The sequence below is a fragment of the Allobosea sp. CRIB-10 genome (assembly GCF_900112185.1).
GTDB lineage: Bacteria > Pseudomonadota > Alphaproteobacteria > Rhizobiales > Beijerinckiaceae > Allobosea.
Genome location: NZ_FOKP01000002.1, coordinates 421529 through 444537 on the forward strand (window position 1 = coordinate 421529; position 23009 = coordinate 444537).

Below are 23009 nucleotides of genomic sequence, written 5' to 3' on the forward strand. Positions count from 1 at the left end.
GCCAGAGGCCGCCGGCAAGGCGGCGCGACAGAGGGAGGTGGACATGAAGACGCAGATTGGTTTGGCGGCGCTGCTGGCGGCACTGTCGACGGGCGCCATCGCCCAGAACTTCAACGACCCAGCCGAGTTTGAGCGGCAGAAGGCGCTACTGACGGTCGCCCCGCAAGGCCCCGAAGGCAAGCCCTGGGAGCAGAATCTCGGCGGCGAGAAGGTCGACACCGCCAAGTACAAGAAGCCCGGCCCCTACAAGCTCTGCTTCTCGAACGCCGGCGTGAACAATCCCTGGCGCGTCGTCGGCTTCACCAACATGCAGGCCGAGGTCGACGCCAACAAGGCCGACATCGCCTCGTTCACCCATGCCGATGCCGAGGGCAAGGACGACAAGCAGATCTCGGACATCAACGCCTTCGTCAACAGCGGCCAATGCGACGCGCTGATCGTCTCGCCCAACACCACCGCGGCGCTGACGCCGGCGGTCGAGGCCGCCGCCAAGAAGCTGCCGGTCGTGGTCTTCGACCGCGGCGTCGACAGCAAGGCGCCGGTCACCTTCATCAACCCGATCGGCGGCTACGGCTTCGGGATCCAGGGCGCGAGCTTCATCGCCGAGAAGATCCCGGCCGGCGGCTCGGTGCTGGCGCTGCGCATCCTGCCCGGCGTCGACGTGCTGGAGAACCGCTGGGCCGCGGCCGAGCGCATCTTCAAGGAGAAGGGCATCAAGGTCGTCGGCGCCGAGTTCACCAATGGCGACAACGCCAAGACCAAGGCGATCGTCGAGGACTACATCAACCGCTTCGGCAAGATCGACGGCGTCTGGATGGATGCCGGCGCGACCGCGGTCGCGGCGCTCGAGGCCTTCGAGGATGCCGGCAAGCCCTATCCGGTGATCAATGGCGAGGACCAGCAGGACTTCCTGCAGAAGTGGAAGAAGAACAAGCTCACCGCGATCGCGCCGACCTATCCGACCTATCAGTGGCGCACCCCGGTGATCGCGGCGATCCGCATCCTCAAGGGCGAGCCGGTCGTTGGCCCGACCTGGAAGCTGCCGCAGCCGGCGATCACGGCCGAGAACCTCGACAAGTTCGTCAACGACAAGATGCCGCCGCTGCATTACGCGCTCTGCGGCTGCGAGCAGATGGCGAACTATCCGGCCCGCTGGGGCGGCAAGTAACGAAAACGGGGCGCCCGCTCGACGCGGGCGCCCACCCCTGCCCTATCGGCAGCGATTGCGGCATGATGGGCACCCTGCCTCCTCCTGCCGATTCGCGGCCGTTTTCCAGATCACCAGCTTTGCAAGACTCACCCCTGCCCGCCCCGACCATCGCCGAAGTCGCACGCCTAGCCGGCGTCTCGACCGCGACGGTGTCGCGCGCGCTGGCGATGCCGGAGAAGGTCAAGGCCCGGACCCGCGAGCGCGTGCTCGAAGCAGTCGCGGCGACCGGCTTCATCCCCAACGCCCAGGCGCGCAATCTGCGCCTGCAGGCGACGCGCACCGTGATACTGCTGGTACGCGACATCAGCAACCCGTTCTATCTGGAGATCTACAAGGGCGTCGAAGAAGCGGCGATCGACGCCGGCTACAAGGTCCTGATGGGCGATGCCCGCGACGATGACGAGCGCATCCTGCGCTATGTCGACATGGTCAGGGAGCGCCATGCCGACGGGCTGATCCTGATGGTCGGCCGCTTCCCCGAGGCCCTGGCCAACCGCAGCCACCTGCCACCGATCGTGATCGCGCTGGAGACGCTGCCGGGCCTCGATCTGCCGACGGTCCGCATCGACAACCACGCCGCGGCCCGCGCCGCCGTCGCCCATCTTGCACGGCTCGGCCATCGCCGCATCGCCCATATCGCCGGGCCGATGCCGGATCCGATGAGCCTCGACCGGCGCGACGGCTATCTCGCCGGCCTCGCCGACGCCGGCATTCCGGCCGACCCCAGCCTCGTCGTCGAGGGCGATTTCGGCCTCGCCGCCGGCCGCGCCGCGATCCGCACGCTCGATTCCCGCGGCTGCAGCTATACCGCCATCTTCGCCGCCAGCGACCAGATGGCGGTCGGCGCGATGGGCGAACTGCGCGCCCGCGGCCGCAATGTCCCCGACGACGTCTCGGTCGTCGGCTTCGACGACATCGTGCTGGCCGAGGCGGTCGAGCCACAGCTCACCACCGTGCATCAGCCGCGCCGCGAGATCGGCCAGGCGGCGATGAAGCTGCTGATCGAGCAATTGTCGGGAGCCAGCGACCATCCCGACCTCGTCCTGCCGACGCGGCTGATCGAGCGTGCCTCGGCGGCCCCTTTGCCCAAGCGAACCGACCGGGCCGGGTAGGCCGGCTCAGGCTGCAGCCGCCGTCGCGCGCCGCGTCATCGCGGCGCAAACCGCCTTTTCCAGATCAGCCTGCCAGAACGGCTTGTTCAGCCGCAGCACACCCGCTCCAGCCCCAGCCGGCAGATCGGCATAGCCGGTGGCAAGGATAACCGGCAGGTTGGGCCAGCGCTGCCCAACTTCCGTGATCAATTGCGCACCAGTCATCTGCGGCATGGCATGGTCGGTGATCAGCAAATCGATCTCGTTGTTCTCCAGCACGGACAGCGCTTCCCGCCCCGAGCTCGCCTCGATGACCTTGTGGCCGAGATCTTCCAGTAGTGCGGTGGTGTTCATCAGCACGAGCGCATCGTCATCGACCGCGAGCACGGTCAGCGGGCGCGGCTCCATGGCAGTCTCCATTTTCGTCTCGACGGGCAACTGGACAGGCTCGGCCGTAGCGGCCTTCGTAGCCACCGGCAGCCAGATCTCCACGGTCGTTCCCTGCCCCTCGCGGCTGTCGAGCTGCAACCGCCCGCCGAGCTGCTCGGCCATGCCATGGACCATCGACAGGCCGAGCCCGGTGCCCTTGCCGACGCCCTTGGTGGTGAAGAAGGGTTCGGTCGCCTGGGCGAGCGTTTTTGCATCCATCCCGATGCCGGTATCGGCGACCGAGAGGCGGACATAGTCGCCATCCGGCAGGCCGCTCCGATGACCGCGGCCGATATGCTCATTGACGGCTGCGACCCGCAGCACGCCGCCCTCGGGCATGGCGTCGCGGGCATTGACGGCGAGATTGAGCACGGCGGCTTCGAGCTGGTTCGGATCGGCCGAGGCCGTCGCGAGATCGGCCGGAAAATCCGTCTCGATCCGGATCAGCGGTCCAAGCGAGCGCTGCAGCAGATCGCCCATCTCGGCGACGAGCACGTCGACCGCGACCGGCTGCAGCGCCAACTCCTGCTTGCGGGCGAAGGAGAGCATGCGCTGCGTCAGGGAGATGCCCCGGCTCGCGCCCTTGATCGCATTGTCGATCAGGTTGAGCTGGCGCTCGTCGCCGATCTGGCGACGCACGAGTTCGAGGCTGCCCAGCACGGCGGTCAGCAGGTTGTTGAAGTCATGCGCCACGCCGCCGGTGAGCTGGCCGAGCGCTTCGATCTTCTGGGACTGAAACAGGGCCTCGCGCGCCGCGTCGAGCTCGGCCTGGACCTTCTGGCGCTCGGTCAGGTCGCGGGTGATCTTGGCGAAGCCGATGATCTCGCCGGCATCGTCGCGGATCGGGTCGATGACGACGCTCGCCCAGAAGGTCTCGCCGTTTTTGCGAACCCGCCAGCCCTCCCTCTCGGCGCTGCCATTGTCGATCGCAGCCTGGAGCGTCTTCTGCGGCTCGCCACGCTCGCGATCCTCTGGCGTATAGAACAGCGAGAAGTGCTTTCCGATGATCTCGGCGGGAGCATAGCCCTTGATCCGCTCCGCCCCGAGATTCCAGTTGGTGACGATGCCGTCGGCGTCGAGCATGTAGATGGCGTAGTCGGTGACGCCCTGCACCAGCAGGCGGAACTTCTCCTCCGAGCGCCGCAGCGCCTCATCGGCCTGGCGTCGCTCGGTCAGGTCGCGTGTCACCTTGGCATAGCCGAGCACGCGCCCGCTCGCCGGGTTGAGGATCGCGTCGATGACAACGTGCGCCCAGAAGCGCGTGCCGTCCTTGCGGACGCGCCAGCCTTCCCTCTCGAAACGGCCTTCCTCCGCGGCGATGCGCAGCGCATGTTGCGGCAGGCCGGCGGCGCGATCCTCCTCGGTGTAGAAGCGCGAGAACGACTGCCCGATGATCTCGTGATCCTCATAGCCCTTAAAACGGCGGGCGCCTGGGTTCCAGCTGATCACGATTCCCTGCGGATCGAGCATGTAGATCGCGTAGTCCGTGACGGACTCCACCAGCAATCGATAACGCTCGGCGGTCACCGGACCTTCCGCAATCTGAAGCACGTTTGGAACCTTGATCTATGACATGTCCAGCGCGCTGAACGCCGCACTCCGCAGAAGGTTCCCGGTGGGACAAAGAAAAATTGCCCTAGGGTCAGCGACCCTGTTTCGGCGAGACCAGAATCGCGCCTGAAGCCGCGACGACGAGCACAAGGCCGAGCCAGTCGCTGGCCGCTGGCCGCTCACCGAGAAGTAGCACGGAGCCGAGTGCGCCGACAGCTGGAACCATCAGCGTCCCCAGGCTCGCGATGCCGGCCGGCAGGCGTGCGATCACGGTGAACCAGAGGAAATAGGCGAGCGCCTGGGCCCCCAAGATGTGGAAGGTGAGCGCGACCGCGACGGGCGGCGACAACGCCTTGGGAACCGGCACGCCTTCGAAGGCGAGCATGCCGATGCCGGCAGCCGCGCCGCCGATCAGCAATTGCCAGGCGGCGATCGTCAGCGTCGGCGCCGCCACCGGCCAGCGCTTGGTGACGATGGTGCCCAGCGCCCAGCTGAGGCTCGCGAGCAGGGCGAGAGCGAGCCCCGGCGATAATTGCCCGGTGCGGATCAATGGCAGGCCGAGGCAGAGCAGACCGGCGATGCCGAGTCCGAGGCCGATCAAGCGCGGCCGATCGAAGCGCTCGCCCAGCACCGGCCAGGCCATCAGCGTCGCCCAGACCGGCATGGTGAAGGTCAGGATCGCGGCACGCGAGGTCGGCGCCATCAATTGCGCGAAGGCGAGCAGGATGTTGAAGGCGGCGATCGAGAGGATGCCGGCGACGATCAGCCTCGGCCAATGCGCTGCCGGCACCTTGAGGCTGACGCCGCGCGCCAGCGCGACTGCAACCAGTGCAAGGCCGGCGAAGGTCATGCCGCCGGCCCGCAGGGTCCAGGGCGCGATCTCGGTCAGCGAGATCCGGACTGCCGGCCAGTTGAAGCCCCAAAGCAGCCCGAGCAGCGGAACGAGCAGGAGCGAGCGGGCGGGCACGGAGGGCATCAGCCGACTATGCAGGAGGATGCGATGACGACGTCATGTGATTTCAGTGGAGGCTGGATGCACGGCGGGCGTGCACCAGCCCTGCCTCCTTCAGCCAGCAACCGGCTCGACACCGCACCATTCGGCAACGAAGAGCGCCATCGTACCGGTGATGCGCTTCAGCGAGGCAAGACTGACGCGCTCGTCGAAAGCGTGGATGTTCTGTGAGATCGGCCCGTAGCAGAGCGCCGGCACCTTGTCGTAGAGCGCATAGACGCGGGTATCGAGATAACCGGGAGTCATAAAGCTCTTCAGCGCCTTGCCGGTCGAGGCCTTGTGGGCATTGCCGAGCACGGCCTCGGCCTCGCTACCGGGCTCGAGCACATAACCTTCCGACCAGAAGCCGTTGAAGACGACCTTGGGCGGGTTGTTGGAGAGGAAGGTGTCGGAGCGCGCGAAAGCCAGCACCTTGGCCTCGATGCGCTTGCCGAGTTCCTCGGCCGACATGCCGGGATAGAGCCCGATCCGGCAATCGACCCGGCACCAGCACGGCACGGACGAAGCCCAGTCACCGCCCTCGATCTTGCCGATGTTGAGGTTGATCGGGTGGGCGATGTCCTCGAAATGCTTCCGGCCGTGCTTCTCGCGATTGAGCTCCTCTTCGAGTTCCCGCAGCGCGGCGACGACGCGATAAGCCGCATCGATCGCATTGGCACCGACGCCCATCTCGCGGACATGCACCGGGACGCCGCGGACCTCGAACTGGAACCAGAGCACGCCGGTATTGGCGCGCACCAGCATCTCCTCCTCCGGCTCGGGGATCAGCACCGCATCGGCCCTGTAGCCGCGTAAGTGCGTCATCAACGCGCCGTTGCCGGTCGATTCCTCCTCGACCACCGACTGGACATAGACGGTTCCCGCCGGCTGGAGGCCGATGCGCCGGAGCGCATCGAGGCAGAAGAGATTGGCCGCCCCGCCGGCCTTCATGTCGGCGCCGCCGCGTCCATAGAGCCAGTCACCCTCGATCACGGGGTCGAAGGGCGGATGCGTCCAGAGCTCGGCCGGGCCGGTCGGCACCACATCCACGTGAGACTGCAGAATCAGCGAGCGACCCGTCTCCTCGCGCGGATGATGGATGCCGACGACGATCGGCGCGTCCGAATGCGTCTCCGAGAACGGCGCGCCGCCGGGATGGCGACCGATCGCCTCGCGATCCATCGCGAAGCGGTCCATGGTGAAGCCGCGCTGCTTCAAGGCCCGGAAGATGAAGTCCTGGACGGTGTGCTCGTCGCCGCGCGTCGAAGGAAAGCGGATCATCTCCTGGGTGAAGGCGATCTGCTCCGCAAAGCCTTCTTCGACAGATGCGAGGATGCGGTCGCGCAGGGCGGGATCGAGCGGCATGGCTGGGGTCTCCGGTAGATAGGCAGGCATTCGGCCGGCTCGTCATGGTCGGGCTTGACCCGACCATCTCGGAAACCAGCCATCTGGTCATGAGATTCTCGGGTCTGCGCTTCGCTACGCCCGAGAATGACGCATGGAACTCACCGCCCGAACCGCTCGCCGCCGGGGACGGCGGCGAGCAGCTGGCGGGTGTAGTCGTGCTGGGGAGCGGAAAAGAGCGCGGCGGTCGGGCCGGCCTCGACGATCCGGCCGCGCTGCATCACCGCGATCTTGTCGCAGATCTGCGCGGCGACGCGCAGATCGTGGGTGACGAACAGGATGGCGAGGCCGAGCCGCTGCTGGATATCCTTGATCAGCTTGAGGATCTGCGCCTGCACGGAGACGTCGAGCGCCGAAACCGCCTCGTCCGCGACGAGCACGTCGGGCTCGAGAGCGAGCGCGCGGGCGATGCCGATGCGCTGGCGCTGCCCGCCGGAGAATTCATGCGGGTAGCGGTCGATCGCATTGGCGGAGAGACCGACCAGCTCCAGCAACTCCTTCGCCCGCGCCAGCGCCTCCTTGCGCGAGACGCCATGCGCGACCGGCCCGTCCGAGATGATCCGACCGACCGTCTGGCGCGGATTGAGCGAGGCGAACGGGTCCTGAAAGACCATCTGGATCCGCTTGCGATGCGGGCGCAGGGCGGCGACGCTGAGATCGGTAATGGTGAGATCGCCAAGCACGATACGGCCCGAATCCGGCTCGATCAGGCGCAGGCAGCAGCGCCCGACCGTCGACTTGCCCGAGCCGGACTCGCCAACGAGGCCGAGCGTTTCGCCACGCGCCAGCGTGAAGCTGACATCGTCGGCTGCCCTCACCTCGCGGCCCGGGCGGAAGAAGGCGCGCTTGCGATAGACCTTGCCGAGCTTCTCGACGGTGAGCACCGGCTTGCTTTCCGGCAGCGGCGGCCGCTCCGGCGGCGTCAGCGAAGGCACGGCGGCGAGCAGCTTCTGCGTATAGGGATGGCGGGGCGAGCCCAGCACCTGATCGACCGTGCCCTCCTCGACCAGCACGCCCTTCTCCAGCACGGCGATGCGGTCGGCGATCTCGGCGACGACGCCCATGTCATGGGTGATGAACAGCACCGCTGTGCCGTGCTTGTGGCGGAGATTGTCGATCAGCTTGAGGATCTGCGCCTGCGTGGTCACGTCGAGCGCGGTGGTCGGCTCGTCGGCGATCAGCAGCTTCGGCTCGAGCGCCAGCGCCATCGCGATCATCACGCGCTGGCGCTGCCCGCCGGAGAGCTCGTGCGGATAGGCCCGCGCCAGGCGCTCCGGCTCGGGCAGGCCGACCTCGGTCAGGAGCGCGACGGCGCGGGCATAGCGCTCCGGCTTGCTCAATAGCTTATGCGCCTCGAAGGTCTCGACGATCTGGTCGGCGACGCGCATGACCGGGTTGAGCGAGGTCATCGGCTCCTGGAAGATCATGCCGACCTCGCGGCCGCGTACGTCCTGCATCGCGTCTTCCGAGAGCGCGAGGAGGTCGCGACCGGCGAGCCTGATCGCTCCGCCGACCGGCTTCACCGCCTTGGGCAAGAGGCCCATCACGGCATGGGCGATCATCGACTTGCCGGAACCGGATTCGCCGACGACGCAGAGCGTCTCGCCCGCGGCAATGCGAAGCGTCGCATCCTCGACCGCATAGGGGCGGTCGGCCATCACAGGCAGAGCGAGCTTCAGGCCTTCGATCGAGAGGACGGGCTCGGCCATCATTCCCTCTCCCGAGCCAGGCGCGGGTTCATCGCATCGTTCAGCCCTTCGCCGGCGAGATTGAGCGCCAGCACGGTCAGGAAGATCGCGACACCCGGGAAGAAGCTGATCCACCAGGCGTCGAGCAGGCGGGTGCGGCCGGCGCCGACCATGTAGCCCCAGCTCATCAGATTGGGATCGCCGAGGCCCAGGAAGGAGAGCGAGGATTCGAGCAGGATCGCCGAGCCGATCATCAGCGAGCCCATCACGATGATCGGCGCGATCGTGTTGGGCAGGACCTGGCTCCAGATGATGCGCGAGGTCGGCTGGCCGATGGTGATCGCCGCCTGGACGTATTCGCGCGTCTTCAGCGAGAGCACTTCGCCGCGCACCAGCCGCGCCACCGGCGGCCAGCTCACCACGCCGATCGCGAGCACGATCGAGCCGAGCTTGGGCTGCAGGATCGCGACGAGGACGATGGCGAGCGCGAAGGAGGGAATGGTCTGGAAGAACTCGGTGAAGCGCATCAGCGCATCGTCGATAATGCCGCCGGCATAGCCGGCGATGGCGCCGAGCGGCACGCCGATCAGCAGCGCGACCAGCGTCGAGACCAGCCCGATCGTCAGCGAGACGCGGGCGCCGTGCGCCAGGCCCGAGGCGATGTCGCGCCCGAGCGTATCGGTGCCGAGCGGGAAGCGGTCCATCACGAAGGGCGCGAGGAAGGGCCGCGCCACCGTCCGCCAGGGCGATTGCGGATAGAGCTGCGGGGCGATAATCGCGAACAGGATCACCACGATCAGGATGGCAAGGCCGATCAGGGCGCCGCGATTGCGGGAAAAGCGCTCAAGGAAGCTCATGACACCGCCTCGATGCGCGGATCCGCCAATCGGTAGACGAGATCGGTCAGGATGTTGAAGCCGACGACCATAGCCGAGGACATGAAGAAGACGCCGAGCAGCACCGAATAGTCGCGCTGCACCAGCGCATCGAACATCAACCGGCCGATGCCGGGCCAGGCGAAGACAGTCTCGGTCAGCACCGCGCCGCCGACGAGTTGGCCGGCCTGAAGGCCCGCCAGCGTCACCACCGGCAGGATAGCGTTGCGGGCGACGTGGCGGCGCGAGATCACGCCGGGGCTGAGGCCCTTGGCGCGGGCGGTCTTGACGAAATCGGCGCCGGCGACCTCGAGCATCGAGGCCCGCATCATCCGCGCATAGAGCGCGGTGAAGAAGAGGCCGAGCGTCAGGGCCGGCAGGACGAGGTGGCTGGCGATATCGAACGCACGGGCGAGCCCGGTATAGTTGGCACCGATGGTCTCGTAGCCGACATTGGGTACGAGGCCGAGCTTCAGCGAGAAGACGATCTGGCTCATCAGCGCCACCCAGAACAGCGGCGTCGCATAGAAGATGAGCGCCAGCGTGGTGATGACGCTGTCCTGCCAGCCGCCGGCGCGGCGGGCGGCGAGCGCGCCCATCAAGGTCCCCAGGCCGAGCGAGACGATGAAGGCGGCGCCGGTCAGCAGCAACGTCGCCGGCAGGCGGTCGAGGATCAGGCTGAGCACGCTCTGCTGCTGGCGGTAGCTGAAGCCGAGATCGAAGGTCAGATAGCCCTTGAGATAGACCCAGAGCTGGGTCAGCAGCGGCTGGTCGAGGCCGAAGCGCTCGCGCAACTGGATCAGCAATTGCTCGTCGGCAGCGCCGGCTTCGCCGGCGAGCACCTGCGCCGGATCGCCCGGCGCGGCCCGGATCAGGAAGAAGTTCAGCACCGCGATGGCGAAGAGGACGACGATCCCCTTCGCGAGCCGGCCGGCGAGAAATTGCGCGAGGTTCATTCAGGTTCCGCTGGCGTCATTCTCGGGCAAGCGCAGCGCAGACCCGAGAATCTCTTGCAGGAGATGCTCGGGTCAGGCCCGAGCATGACGTGATCCTGTCGGATCACGTCACTCCTTCCAGGCATCCCGGAAGCCGTCGTTCACGCCGACGCCGGTGGTGACGAGGTTCTTGACGTTGCAGCGATAGATGGTCGGGAAGTCCATCTCGAGCAGCCAGAGCACCGGCAGTTCATCGGCAAGGAGCTTCTGCACTTTCGTATAAAGTTCCTGCCGCTCCTTCTCCGTCGGCGCGATCGCCGCCTCGGCGAAGAGCTTGTCGACCTCGGGGTTGGAATAGCCGCCGACATTGGCGAAGGGATTGCCCTTAGCGATGTTGCTGGTGATGTAGCTGCGCGCCACGCCCATGGCGGGATCGCCGAGCTGATAGAGGAAGTTGAAGTTGAGATCGAAATCCCAGTTGCTCGCCTTCTGTGTCCAGCCGGGCACGTCGGTGTTCTCGACCTGCACCTTGACGCCGACATCTTCGAGGTTCTGCTTGATCGCCTCGGTCCAGCGGGTCCAGGTCTCGCCATAGGGCAAATTGAGCAGGCGGATCGTCTCGCCCTTGTAGCCGGAGGCCTTGATCAGCTCTTTCGCCTTCTTCGGGTCGAAGGCGTATTTCGGCACGTCGTCCGAATAGAACTTGGTCTTCGACGAGATCGGCCCGGTCGGCAGCTTGCCGAGCCCGCCCCAGACCACCTCGCGGCCGAATTCGCGGTCGATCGCATACATCAGCCCCTGGCGGAACTGCTTGTTGCCCAAAATGCCGTTGCGGACGTTCGGGGTGAGCCAGGCATGGGGGGCGAACATCTCCCAGCCCTTGGTGGTCATGCAGGTGTTCGGCAGCTTGGAGAGGCGGGCGACGTCGTAGACATCGACCGAGCCGCCGGTCAGCACGTCGACCTTGCCGGTTTCGTAGGCGACAGCGCGCGCCGCCGCATCGGGGATGATCTGCCAGTAGATCTCGTCGAGGTTGGGCTTGCCCTTCAGCCAGTAGTTCTCGTTCTTGACCAGGTGGATGTAGGAGCCCTTCTTCCACTCCTTCAGCTTGAACGGGCCGGTGCCGATCGGCGTGTTGTTGGCCGGATTGGCGCGATAATCGGTGCCGTCATAGATGTGCTTGGGGATCATCGGCGCGGAGGCGACCTCCTGCGTCATGATCATCGGGCCGAAGGGCTGCTTCAGCGTGATCTTCACGGTGAGATCGTCGACCTTCTCGATCTTGTCGACCTGGGCGTTGACGATCGGGCGCCAGCGCGGATGGACCTCGCGCAGGAACTTGTCGAGGGTGAAGACGACGTCGTCTGCGGTGAACGGCTTGCCGTCATGCCAGGTCACGCCCTCCTGCAGCTTGAAGGTGTAGACCTTGGCGTCCGCCGAGATCTCCCAGCTCTTGGCCAGCGAGGGCTGCGGCTCGAGCTTCTCGTTATAGCGCAGCAGGGATTCGTAGATGTTGCCGGCGACCATGTTGGTCGGGCCGTTCTGGTTGAGCCCCTGCATCAGCATCGGCGGCTCGGGCTGGACGACGACGTGGACCGTGCCGCCCTTCTTCGGTTCCTGCGCCTGCGCCACGCCGAGCGCCAGGACGGAGGCGGCGAGCGCCAGGCCAAATCTCAATCCGGTCATCGTCGTTCTCCCCCGTTGTTTCATTGGCAGCCGGTTCAGGCCGATCGCACCCGATCGGGCGCCCGTTGGCAAGCTCGGCAGACATGAAAGCGAGAGACAAAATCCGTGTCAAGGATTGACATGGCGTGTTATTAGGCGACACGCTTAGCAAACGACCATGGCGCACCCACATCTGCGATGAACGACAAAGACGATGACAGGGCCGCGCAACTGCCACCGGGCGTGCCGATCGTCCGGGCCGTCGACCGCGCAATCGCCCTGCTGCGGGCTTTCCGGCCGGAGCAGCCGCGGCTGGGCCTCAGCGAGCTGGCCCGGCAGGTCGGGCTCGACAAGGGCACGACACGGCGCCTCCTGCTGACGCTGCAGCTCAACGAGCTCGTCGAATATGACGAGCATTCGCAGAGCTATGCGCTGGCCGTCGGGCTGATCGAGCTCGGCAGCGCGGTGACGACCGGCCGCGAACTGCGCGACATCGCCGGCCCCTATCTGACCGCGATTGCCGAGAAGACGGGCGCGACCGCCTTCATCTGGGTTCACATCGCCGGGCGCGGCCTTTGCGTCGATCGCGTCCGTGCCTCGCTGCCGCATGTTGACGCGACCTGGTTCGCGGTCGGGGCGCAGGCCCCGCTGAATTGCGGTGGTGGCCCGCGCGTGCTGCTGGCCTATCTCGACGACGAGCAGCGCCGGCTCGCTCTGTCGCTCGATCTGCCTAAGCGCGCGCCGGCGAGCCAGACCGATCCGGCGCTGCTCTGGCGCGAGGCCGACCGAATCCGGGCGCAGGGCTGGGAACTCGCCGCCGACGATTTCTTCATCGGCCTGACCGGCGTCGGCGTGCCGATCTTCGACCGGTCGGGCGCGCTCGCCGGCGCGCTCAGCATCTCCTCCCTGACCTCGATCGTCGCGCCGGACGGGCACCCTGTGCATCTCGATGCGCTGCTCGACGCCGCGGCGCGGATCGGAGCGCGCCTGCTGCCGGGGTGAGCTACCGCTCGATCCGGGTCGAGAGAATGATCGAGGACATCGTACGCTCGACGCCTTCGAGCGCGCCGATCCGGTCGATCAGCCCGTCGAGCTCGCCGATCGAAGGCGCGACCACCACGGCGATCATGTCAAACTGGCCGCTGACCGAATGCAGCGTCCTGATCTCGGGAATGCGGCGTAATTCCGCCTCGACCCGGCCGGCGAGCTTCGGTAGGGCGGTGATCAGCACATGTGCCTTGACCTGGCCCTTCTCGTAGTCCTCCGAGAGCCGCGCCGTGTAGCCGGCGATGACGCCGCGGCGCTCCAATCGCTCGATCCGGCTCTGCACCGTCGTGCGCGACAGGCCGAGCTTGCGGCCGAGCTCGGCCACCGGCGCGCGAGCGTTCTCGGTGAGCAGGGTCAGGAGATGGCGATCAGTCTGGTCTGTCGGCATAATGACGAGAGCTTACGGCGTTCTGCTGAAAATTCCCATATGAATCGTCGCGTCGCCCGCTTCTAACCGACGAGCCATTCGGTGACTCTGTTCCCAGAAACAGATTCATCGGGGGAACCATGAAAAACGTGGTCGTCATCGGCGCCGGCAAGATCGGCGCAACCATCGCCGACCTGCTCGGCGCAACCGGGGATTACCGCGTGGTGATCGCCGACCGCTCCAACGAACAGCTCGCCGCGATCAAGACCAGCTCGACGATTTCGACCCGCCGGGTCGACATCACCGACGAGGCCGAGCTCGCAGAGGTGCTGAATGGCGCCTTCGCCGTGCTCTCCGCTGCGCCCTACGATCTGACGACACGCATCGCCGAGGCCGCCGCGGCTCAGGGCGTGCACTATCTCGATTTGACCGAGGACGTCGCCTCGACCCGCCGGGTCAAGGAGCTGGCGCTGACCGCCAAGGCGGCGCTGATTCCGCAATGCGGGCTGGCGCCTGGCTTCATCTCGATCGTCGCCGCCGATCTCGCCCGCGATTTCGACCAGCTCGACAGCCTCAAGCTCCGCGTCGGCGCGCTGCCGCAATATCCGTCGAACGCGCTGAACTACAACCTGACCTGGAGCACGGACGGGGTCATCAACGAGTACTGCGAGCCCTGTGAAGCCGTGGTCAACGGCGAGCGCGTGCTGGTGCCGGCGATGGAAGAGCGCGAGGAGTTCTCGCTCGACGGCGTCACCTACGAGGCCTTCAACACCTCGGGCGGGCTCGGCACGCTCTGCGACACGCTCGCCGGCAAGGTGCGCACGCTGAACTACCGCACCATCCGCTACCCCGGTCATTGCGCGATCATGAAGGCGCTGCTGCAGGATCTGCGCCTCGGCGAACGCCGCGACGTGCTGAAGGACATCTTCGAGAACGCGCTGCCGAGCACGCTGCAGGACGTGGTCGTGATCTTCGTCACCGCGAGCGGCCGGCTGAACGGGCGGCTGACCCAGCAGACCTATGCCAACAAGGTCTACAGCGCGGTGGTCGGCGGCGTGATGCGTAGCGCCATCCAGATCACCACGGCCTCGGGCATCTGTGCCGTGCTCGACCTGCTGGCAGAGGGCAAGCTGCCGCAGAAGGGCTTCGTCAAGCAGGAGGACATCGGCTTCGACGCCTTCCTCGCCAACCGCTTCGGCCGCGCCTATGCCCGGCCCGAGGATCTCGGCCACGCCCCCGGCGAGACCCACGCGGCCCGCGCGGCCTGAGCCCGTTCCGCAAAAGTGGGCACCACTTTTGCGATAAGAACTGCTCAAGCTTGGAGTCGCGCGAAGCATATTCGCCCCTGCCCGGCAAGCGGGCCAAAGTCAGGGGGAGCATGAACGGGTCTGGGCTGGCAAACGCCCGGACCCACGCTACAAAACAAAAAATGGTTCCATAGGGAACGTTTTCGGGGGAACGATCGCACGATGGCCAGACGCGTCCTGATCGCGGAATTCATGCATGAGACGAACACCTTCAGTGTTCAGCTCACCGATGAGGCGGTGTTCCGCCATCACGGCGTCTTCCGCGACAATGAGGTGCCGGCCGCCTTCCAGGGCACCCGGACCTCGATGGGCGCCGCCTTCGAGGCCGCCGAGAAGTTCGGCTGGAGCCTCGTCCACCCGCTCGTCACCGGAGCCAACCCCTCGGGCCGCGTCACCGATGCGGCCTTCGATGTCTTCGCCGGGCTGATCCTTTCCGCCTGCGAGCGGCTTGACGGCGTGCTGCTGCATCTGCATGGCGCGATGGCGACAGAGAGTTCCGACGACGGCGAGGGCGAACTGCTGAAGCGCATCCGCGCCAAGGTCGGCCCCGACGTGCCGGTCGTCGCGATCCTCGACCTGCACGCGACGCTCACCCAACTGATGGCCGACAACGCCAATGCGCTGATCTCCTACCGGACCTATCCGCATATCGACCAGTATGAGCGGACCTGGCAGGGTGCCGAGCTGCTCGAACGGGCGATGCGGGGCGAGATCAGGCCACGCGTCGCAGTCGCGCGCCGGCCGATCCTCTATGCGCTCGATGGCGGCCGTACGACCTCGCCGCCGTTCATGGAGCTGCTGCGCCGCGGCGATGCGCTGGAGGCGGCGGGCGATGCGCTCGTGGTCAGCGTCCAGGCCGGCTTCTCCTCGGCCGATGTCCACGATATCGGCCCCTCCATCGCAGTCACCCATGACGATCGCGGCAAGGCGCAGGCCATCGCCGAGGAGCTGATGGACTATGCCTGGGAACAGCGGCATTTCTCCTCGATCCACTTCATCCCGCTGAAGGAGGCGATGGCCAGGGCCAAGGCGGGTGAAGGCATGCTCGGGCCGGAGGCCGGAGGCAAGCCGCTGGTGATCTCCGACTATTCCGACAATCCCGGCTCCGGCGCCTATGGCGACGCGACCAATCTGCTGCGCGCCGTGCTCGACGCCGGCCTCAAGAATGTCGGCTTCCACGCGATCCGCGATCCGGAAGCCGCGCTCGCGGCGCAGGCGGCCGGCGTCGGCAACCGCGTCAGGCTCAAGCTCGGCGGCAAGGTCGATCCGTCGACCGGCGGCGGCCCGCTCGATCTCGATGCCCATGTGGTCGCGCTGACCGACGGGCATTTCATCTGCTACGGGCCGATGGCCGGTGGCGTCTGGCGCAATTACGGGCTCTCGGCCCTGCTGCGGGTCGAAGATGTCGAGATCATCGTCATCACTCATAACGGCCAGGCGACCGACCTTGCCCAGTTCACCTCGCTCGGCGTCGATCCTACCCGGAAATCGACCGTCATCGTCAAATCGATGCAGCACTTCCGCGCCGCCTTCGAGCCGATCGCGCGGGAGGTGATCGAGGTCGACACCGGCGCGCTCTCGACCAAGAACTTCAAGGAGCGCCCCTACCAGAAGGTGCGCCGCCCGATCTTCCCGCTCGACGATATCTGAGCGAGATCGAAGACCACAACCGGCCGAAAGCGCCGGCAGCGACAAGACTGGAGGATGCCAGATGGCAGGGATGACGGAGCAAGCGGCATGAGCGTCAAGGCCGATATCGTGCTGCGCGGCGGGCCGATCTGGTGCGGCCGGCAGGAGGGCGTGGTCCAGGCGCTGGCGCTCTGGGGCGACAAGGTGCTCGCCGCCGGCAAGGAGGCCGAGATTGCCGAGCTGATCGGGCCATCGACCCGCGTCATCGACCTCGCCGGCCGGCTGGCGACGCCGGGGCTGAACGATTCCCACCTGCATCTGATCTCGGTCGGCCTGACCATGGACTGGGTCGATGCCCGCCCCGCCGCGGCGCCGACATTGGAGGCGCTGCTCGGCCAGATCGCCGAACGCGCGGCGAAGTCGAAGCCCGGCGAGTGGGTGCTGGCGCGCGGCTACGACCAGACCAAGCTCGACACCGGCCGCCACCCGTTCCGCGAGGAACTCGACCGCGCCGCCCCGAACAATCCGGTGATGCTGGTCAGGACATGCGGCCACATCTCGATCGTCAATTCCCTGGCGCTCGCGCTCGGCGGCATCGACGAGAGCTCGCCGACACCTCCGGGCGGCCTGATAGAGCAGCAGAACGGCCGGCTCACCGGCCTGCTCGCGGAAAACGCCCGCGCTCCGGTCAAGGCCGCGATCCCGGCGCCGAGCGATGAGCAGCTCCTGGCGGCGATCGAGCGCGGCGGCAACTATCTGCTCTCGCTCGGGATCACCAGCTGCATGGATGCGGCGGTCGGGATGGTCACCGGCTTCAACGAGATCGCGGCCTATCACAAGGCCAAGCGCGACGGCCGCCTGCCGGTGCGCACCTGGCTCGCTCTGCTCGGCGACGAGGGCCGCTCGATCGTGCCGCAATGCCATGCGGCAGGACTGATCTCCGGCACCGGCGACGACATGCTGATGATCGGCGCGGTCAAGATCTTCCTCGACGGCTCGGCCGGCGGGCGCACCGCCTGGATGAGCGAGCCCTATCTCGGCGAGGACAAGACCACCGGCGTGCAGATGCTCTCGGACGAGGATCTGGAACGGCAGGTGCTCGACGCCCATGCCAAGGGCTACCAGCTCGCCTGCCACGCCATCGGCGACGCCGCGATCGAGCAGTTGATCACCGCCTATGAGAAGGCACTCGCCGCCCATCCCGATCCCGACCGGCGCCACCGCATCGAGCATTGCGGCTTCTCGACGCCGCAGCAGCACGCCCGGATGGTCAGGGCCGGCATCTATCCCTGCCCGCAGCAGGTCTTCATCCATGATTTCGGCGACGCCTACGTCAAGGTGCTCGGCGAGGAGCGGGCGCTGCCGAGCTATCCGTTCCGGACCTGGTTCGATCTCGGCCTGAAGCCGGCGACCGGCAGCGACGCGCCGGTCTGCGACCCCGACCCGTTCCCGAACTTCCACACCATGCTGACGCGCCAGACCTGGCGCGGCACGGTGATGGATGAGCGCCAGCGTGTCTCGATCGAGGAGGCGCTGCAGGCCTATACCGAGTACGGCGCCTTCTCGCAGAAACAGGAAGCGGTGAAGGGCAAGCTCAAGCCTGGTTTCCTCGCGGATGTCGCCGTGTTCTCGCGCGACCTGCTCTCGGCCTCGCCCGAGCAGATTCTGAAAGACACAAGCTGCGACCTCACCATTCGCGGCGGCAAGGTTGTGTACCAGCGTTCAGGCACCGCCTGAACGCACTGCACAATGGAAACAAGAAGACAGGGCGTGAAAGCCCGCTAAGGTCTCAGATGGAACGAATACCGGCGCCGGCCAACGGCGCCACCAGGACGAGTTCACCAACAGATTGGGAGGTTTCGACGTGTTGAAAAAGCTTGCCTTCACGACCGCGCTGACATTCGCGGCCGCCTTCACCCTGCAGGCGCAGGCCCAGGAGCCGCGCCGCGGCGGCACGATCCGCTTCACCGCGCCCTATGGGGCGTCCTTCGTCAGCAATGACAGCCATGTCTCGAACCAGATCCAGGACGAGATCTACACCTACGCCTTGCACGCCATGCTCTACAAATGGGATTCGAAAGCCGGCAAGCCGGCGCTCGACATCGCCGAGAGCGTCCAGGTCTCGGCCGACGGCAAGACCTATACCTACAAGCTGCGCGACAATGCGCTCTTCCATAACGGCCGCAAGCTGACCTCGGACGACGTCATCTGGTCCTATACCCGCATCATGGATGGTTCGAAGAACTATCCGGGCGCGCGCTATGTCGCCCGCATCGTCGGCGCGACCGAGGTCCAGAAGGGCCAGGCCAAGGAAATCTCCGGCCTGAAGAAGATCGACGATTCCAGCTTCTCGATGACGCTGACCGACAAGGCCGATCCCGGCTACTTCCTGTTCCAGGGCCAGACCGCGATCCTGCCGGCCAAGGAAGCGCAGCAGCCCGGCTTCTTCGACAAGCCGATCGGCCTCGGGCCGTTCAAGTTCGTCGAGCACGTGCCGGGCTCGCGCATGGCCTTCGAGCGCTGGGACAAATACTACCTCACCGGCAAGCCCTATGCCGACAAGCTCGTGATCTCGCCGATGGGCGAGGCTGCGGCCCGCGACGTCGCCTTCCGCAACAAGGAGGTCGACGTCTCGATCCTGGGCTCGACCCAGTATGTCGCCTACAAGGCCGATCCGAACCTGTCGAAGGGCATCCTCGAGGTCGCCGAGGTCTTCACCCGCAATATGGGCATGAACCCGACCTTCAAGCCATTCTCCGACAAGCGGGTGCGCCAGGCGATCAACCACGCCATCGACAGCGACCTGATCATCAAGCGCCTGGTCCGCGACAAGGCCTACCGCGCCGCGAGCTGGCTGCCGCTGTCCTCGCCCGCCTTCGACAAGGACGCCAAGCCCTACGCCTTCGATCCGGACAAGGCCAAGAAGCTGCTGGCCGAGGCCGGCTACCCCGACGGCTTCGAGTTCGAATGGACCGCGACGCCGAACGAGAGCTGGGGCGTGCCGATCGTCGAGGCGACGATCCCGATGCTCGCCAAGGTCGGCATCAAGGTGAAGGTCAAGCCGGTCGAGACCTCTGCGCTCGGCGGCGTCGTCGTGGGCGGTGATTTCCAGGCCTATATCTGGTCGAACACCTCGGGCCCGGACACGCTGACGGCGCTGAAGTGCTTCCACTCCTCGACACCGCGCTCGTCCTGCAACTACACCACCTTCAAGAACGCGGCCTATGACAAGCTGATCGACGACGCCTCGAACGAGGCCGACGCCGCCAAGCAGCTCGACCTGCTGAAGAAGGCCAACGCCCTGCTGCAGGAAGAAGCACCGGTCTGGTTCTTCAACTACAACAAGGCGGTGCTGGCCTATCAGCCCTGGCTGCACGGGCTCCAGCCGAATGCGACCGAGCTGGCGCTGCAGCGCTATGAGGACCTCTGGGTCGACAGCACTTCGCCTGCTGCGAAGTAAACCCATCCCGAGCCCCCGCCGTCGCATGGCGGCGGGGGCTTGTCCGCCTCCGCCCGTCGGCCACGCCCCGACGCTCAGGAGCCTATTGTCATGTTGCCTTATGTCTTTCGCCGGCTGCTGCAGGCCATTCCGATCCTGCTTGCGGTCGCGGCGCTGATCTTCGTGCTGTTCAGCGTCATCCCCGGCAATTTTGCCACCAGTCAGATCGCCGACGGGCGCAGCAATATCGATGCTGCGACGATCGAGCGAATGAACCAGCAGTTCGGCCTCAACGATCCGCTGCCGCTGCGCTTCGCCAAATATGTCGGCGGGCTCGCGACCTTCGATCTCGGCGATTCCTTCCGCACCCGCCAGCCGGTCACCGCCCTGATCGGCGAGCGGCTCTGGCCGAGCCTGCAGCTCGCGCTCGCCGCCATGGCCTTCGCTATCGTCATCGGCGTGCCGCTCGGCTTCTTCGCAGCACTGAAACCGGGGAGCTGGGTCGACATGCTCTCGATGGTCTTCGCGGTCTCAGGGCTATCACTGCCGATGTTCTGGCTCGGCCTGCTCCTGATGTACGCCTTCGCGCTGACGCTGAACTGGTTCCCGAGCTTCGGCTATGGCGACGGCGATCCCCGCTACATCGTGCTGCCGGCGATCGCACTCGGCGTCTCGCCGCTGGCCCTGTTGGCGCGGACCGCCCGCGCCGCCGTGCTCGAGATCCTGCATGCCGACTTCGTCCGCACCGCCCGGGCCAAGGGCGCGAGCGCCTACCGCGTCATGCGCTGGCACGTCGCGCGCAACGCGCTCGTCATCATCCTGACCACGCTCGGCCTGCAGTTCGGCTCGGTGCTCGGCCAGGCCGTCGTGGTCGAGAAGCTCTTCGCCTGGCCCGGCCTCGGCTCGCTGCTGGTCGACAGCGTCACCTGGCGGGACATCCCGGCGGTGCAGGGCTGCATCCTGACGATCGTGCTCTTCTTCCTCGTCGTGAACATCGCCGTCGACGTGCTCTGCGCCGTCGTCGATCCGCGCATCAAGTACAGCTAGGCTTACCGATGAAGTTCCGTGCCAACCTCTGGATCGGCGCCACCTGCTTCGCCCTCGTCGTCGCGGGCGGCGTCTTCGCGCCCTGGCTCGCCCATACCGACCCGGTGATGGACGCCAATCTGATGAACGCCGAGGTGCCGCCCGGCTCCGAGTTCTGGTTCGGCACCGATGCGCAGGGCCGCGACATCTACAGCCGCGTGCTGCATGGCGCGCGTATCTCGCTGACGGTCGGCATCGTCTCGCAATTGATCAACACCTGCATCGGCGTCGCGCTCGGCCTCTCCGCCGCCTATTGGGGCGGCTGGTGGGACGATTTCGTCAACGGCCTCACCAATATGATGCTCGCCATCCCCTCCCTGATCTTCGCGCTGGCGATCATGGCCATCCTGCAGCCGGGCCTGACCAGCCTCCTGATCGCGCTCGGCCTGACCAACTGGTCGTTCACCTGCCGGCTGACGCGGGCCGCAACGCTCTCGGTCAAGCAGCTCGGCTATGTCGAGGCAGCCCGCTCGCTGGGATACGGCACCTTCCGGATCATGTTCACCCAGATCCTGCCGAACATCGCCGGCCCGATCATCGTGATCGGCACGCTCGGCATGGGCGGCGCCGTGCTGGCCGAGGCCTCTCTCTCCTTCCTCGGCCTCGGCATCCGCCCACCCTTCCCGAGCTGGGGCTCGATGCTGTCGGATGCGCGTGACCAGATCTCGACCGCGCCCTGGATCTCGATTTTCCCGGGTCTCGCCATCTTCCTGACGGTGCTCGGCCTCAACCTGCTCGGCGACGGCCTGCGCGACATCCTCGATCCGCATTCGCAGACCCGCAAGGCCTGACCCCTTCTGACGAGAGCCTATCCCGTGACCAGCACCGACCTCGACGACGGCCCGCTCGAAACCGTCAGCTTCATCGGGCTGAAGCCCGGCCCCAAGCTGATCGTCACCGGCGCCGTCCACGGCAACGAGCCTTGCGGGCCGACCGCTATCCGCCGCGTCATCGACGAGTGCCGGGCCGGCAAGATCAAGATCCTGCGCGGCGAGGTCACCTTCCTGCCCGTCACCAATCCCAAGGCTTTCCGCCTGAAGACCCGCGAAGGCGACCGCAACTTCAACCGCGACCTGCGCGAGCGGCCTTTGGCGGGCGATTACGAAGACCGGATCGGCAACCCCGTCTGCGCGCTGCTGCGCCGGCACGACGCGCTGCTCGACATCCACTCCTTCCGGCAGGAGGGCGAGCCCTTCGTCTTCTTCGGTCCCGCCAACAACCGCGGCGAGCTCGAACCCTTCGCGCGAGCCGAGGAGGAGATGGCGCTGGCCTCCTGCCTCGGCGTCTCGACCGCGATCCATGGCTGGCTCGACAACTATGCCCGCCTGCTCGACAGCCGCGCCCGCCTGCCGGTGCCCAGGCTCAACGTCACCGAGGGCTATGGCACGACAGAGTTCATGCGCTTTTGCGGCGGCTATGCGGTGACGCTGGAATGCGGCACGCATGACGATCCCAAGGCCGCCGATATCGGCTATGCCGCGATCCTGAACACGCTGGCGCAATTGCAGCTGGTCGATGCGCCCTTGCCGACGCCCGCTTTGCGCGACGTGATCGAGATGATCGAGGTCCTGCTCTGCGAAACGGAGGGCGACCGCGCCGAGGCCGGCTGGCGCACCGGCGATGCGGTCGAGGCCGGCGCCACCCTCGCCCATCGCGCCGACGGTTCGAAGGTGACGGCGCCCCGCGACGGCTACATCATCTTCCCGAACACCGCGCCCAGGCTCGGCGAGGCGATCTGCCATTTCGGCGTCGCCAGCAATCGCGGAGTTGAACGCGTCTGACGCGACGACGCGATCAGCGCCGGCCAGCGGCGACGAATTTATCGCCGTTCCAGACGAGTCGGCGCTGGCACCCCATGTGGCCGGAACGGCCGCAGGCGCTGCCATGCAGAGACAGCACCAGCACCGACCTGCCGCCGGCCTGGGCAAGCGACCAGCCCTGGACATTGCTGCCGTAGGCCTGGCGGTAGCCGCCGCCGTTCGAAATCAGGATGTCGAGCGTGCAGCCGGCCGAGCCGCAGAACGGATTGGTCGACATCCCGCCGACGCATTCGGACTGGCCATAGTCGAGCAGATAATCGGGTTGGCCGTCGCCGTTGAAATCGGCCGTCCGCTGGAAGCCCGGCTTGAACGTCGCGCGGCCGCCGCAGCTATCCCGGATTTCGGCGCGCACCTTGGCGATCTCGGCTGGAACCGCCGGCTGCGCCAAAGCACCCGCGCCGAACTGAACAGCGACAGACAGACCCAAGGCGAGACTGCGCCACAACCTCATCGCCTCCTCCCTTCTGGCAACGCC

General features: G+C 66.6%; 19 protein-coding genes. 10 read left to right on the forward strand and 9 right to left on the reverse strand.

Annotated features, from left to right (window positions below; genetic code table 11):
- Positions 1 to 43: 43 nt before the first annotated feature.
- Together BMZ69_RS04810 and BMZ69_RS04815 are read left to right on the forward strand one after the other, a co-directional pair.
- Positions 44 to 1168, forward strand: coding sequence for a substrate-binding domain-containing protein (locus BMZ69_RS04810; protein ID WP_092155392.1), 1125 nt, complete (start codon positions 44 to 46; stop codon positions 1166 to 1168).
- Positions 1169 to 1287: 119 nt separating this feature from the next.
- Positions 1288 to 2322 (forward strand): LacI family DNA-binding transcriptional regulator, encoded by a 1035-nt coding sequence (locus tag BMZ69_RS04815; RefSeq protein ID WP_244543207.1) that lies wholly within the window; start codon positions 1288 to 1290, stop codon positions 2320 to 2322.
- Positions 2323 to 2328: 6 nt separating this feature from the next.
- Here the strand turns inward: BMZ69_RS04815 and BMZ69_RS04820 are convergent, their stop codons facing one another.
- From BMZ69_RS04820 to BMZ69_RS04850, 7 genes are all read right to left on the reverse strand, one after another.
- Complete coding sequence (locus BMZ69_RS04820) at positions 2329 to 4257, reverse strand: hybrid sensor histidine kinase/response regulator (protein ID WP_280142065.1); 1929 nt, start codon at positions 4255 to 4257, stop codon at positions 2329 to 2331.
- Positions 4258 to 4372: 115 nt separating this feature from the next.
- Entirely contained in the window at positions 4373 to 5257 is an 885-nt protein-coding gene (locus tag BMZ69_RS04825) for a DMT family transporter (protein WP_092155394.1), read from the reverse strand.
- Between the two features lie 90 nt (positions 5258 to 5347).
- The gene (locus BMZ69_RS04830; RefSeq protein ID WP_092155396.1) at positions 5348 to 6637 is read right to left on the reverse strand and encodes an ArgE/DapE family deacylase; all 1290 of its coding nucleotides are present in this window, start codon (positions 6635 to 6637) and stop codon (positions 5348 to 5350) included.
- 140 nt (positions 6638 to 6777) lie between these two features.
- Positions 6778 to 8385: an ABC transporter ATP-binding protein gene (locus BMZ69_RS04835; protein ID WP_092155398.1), complete on the reverse strand. Its 1608-nt coding sequence runs from the start codon at positions 8383 to 8385 to the stop codon at positions 6778 to 6780.
- Positions 8385 to 9221, reverse strand: a complete 837-nt coding sequence (locus tag BMZ69_RS04840; RefSeq protein WP_092155401.1) for an ABC transporter permease — start codon at positions 9219 to 9221, stop codon at positions 8385 to 8387. Before BMZ69_RS04840 ends, BMZ69_RS04835 begins: the two co-directional genes overlap by 1 nt.
- Positions 9218 to 10195 carry an ABC transporter permease gene (locus BMZ69_RS04845; RefSeq protein WP_092155403.1) on the reverse strand — a complete coding sequence of 326 codons (978 nt, stop codon included), beginning with the start codon at positions 10193 to 10195 and terminating at the stop codon, positions 9218 to 9220. The genes BMZ69_RS04840 and BMZ69_RS04845 overlap by 4 nt, the downstream gene beginning before the upstream one ends.
- A gap of 108 nt (positions 10196 to 10303) precedes the next feature.
- Entirely contained in the window at positions 10304 to 11860 is a 1557-nt protein-coding gene (locus BMZ69_RS04850; protein ID WP_092155405.1) for an ABC transporter substrate-binding protein, read from the reverse strand.
- Between the two features lie 177 nt (positions 11861 to 12037).
- Between BMZ69_RS04850 and BMZ69_RS04855 the strand changes: the two genes are divergently transcribed.
- Complete coding sequence (locus BMZ69_RS04855) at positions 12038 to 12841, forward strand: IclR family transcriptional regulator (protein WP_092155407.1); 804 nt, start codon at positions 12038 to 12040, stop codon at positions 12839 to 12841.
- Position 12842: 1 nt separating this feature from the next.
- Here the strand turns inward: BMZ69_RS04855 and BMZ69_RS04860 are convergent, their stop codons facing one another.
- Positions 12843 to 13274, reverse strand: coding sequence for an Lrp/AsnC family transcriptional regulator (locus BMZ69_RS04860; RefSeq protein WP_092155409.1), 432 nt, complete (start codon positions 13272 to 13274; stop codon positions 12843 to 12845).
- Positions 13275 to 13393: 119 nt separating this feature from the next.
- On the opposite strand from BMZ69_RS04860, the gene BMZ69_RS04865 reads away from it, so the two are divergent.
- The 7 genes from BMZ69_RS04865 (at position 13394) to BMZ69_RS04895 (ending at position 22495) form a co-directional block, all read left to right on the forward strand.
- Complete coding sequence (locus BMZ69_RS04865; RefSeq protein ID WP_092155410.1) at positions 13394 to 14521, forward strand: saccharopine dehydrogenase family protein; 1128 nt, start codon at positions 13394 to 13396, stop codon at positions 14519 to 14521.
- Positions 14522 to 14722: 201 nt separating this feature from the next.
- Entirely contained in the window at positions 14723 to 16210 is a 1488-nt protein-coding gene (locus tag BMZ69_RS04870; protein ID WP_092155412.1) for a M81 family metallopeptidase, read from the forward strand.
- Positions 16211 to 16297: 87 nt separating this feature from the next.
- On the forward strand, positions 16298 to 17926 hold the full coding sequence (locus BMZ69_RS04875; protein WP_092155414.1) for an amidohydrolase: 1629 nt from the start codon (positions 16298 to 16300) through the stop codon (positions 17924 to 17926).
- A 157-nt stretch (positions 17927 to 18083) separates the two neighbouring features.
- Positions 18084 to 19649 (forward strand): ABC transporter substrate-binding protein, encoded by a 1566-nt coding sequence (locus BMZ69_RS04880; protein WP_244543218.1) that lies wholly within the window; start codon positions 18084 to 18086, stop codon positions 19647 to 19649.
- A gap of 90 nt (positions 19650 to 19739) precedes the next feature.
- Positions 19740 to 20675 carry an ABC transporter permease gene (locus BMZ69_RS04885; RefSeq protein WP_092155418.1) on the forward strand — a complete coding sequence of 312 codons (936 nt, stop codon included), beginning with the start codon at positions 19740 to 19742 and terminating at the stop codon, positions 20673 to 20675.
- Positions 20676 to 20683: 8 nt separating this feature from the next.
- Positions 20684 to 21505: an ABC transporter permease gene (locus BMZ69_RS04890; RefSeq protein WP_092155420.1), complete on the forward strand. Its 822-nt coding sequence runs from the start codon at positions 20684 to 20686 to the stop codon at positions 21503 to 21505.
- A gap of 24 nt (positions 21506 to 21529) precedes the next feature.
- Complete coding sequence (locus BMZ69_RS04895) at positions 21530 to 22495, forward strand: succinylglutamate desuccinylase/aspartoacylase family protein (RefSeq protein ID WP_175506663.1); 966 nt, start codon at positions 21530 to 21532, stop codon at positions 22493 to 22495.
- Positions 22496 to 22508: 13 nt separating this feature from the next.
- On the opposite strand, the gene BMZ69_RS04900 is transcribed toward BMZ69_RS04895, so the two are convergent.
- A complete protein-coding gene (locus BMZ69_RS04900) occupies positions 22509 to 22985 on the reverse strand; it encodes a hypothetical protein (protein ID WP_092155422.1) in 477 nt (158 codons plus the stop codon).
- Positions 22986 to 23009: the final 24 nt, after the last annotated feature.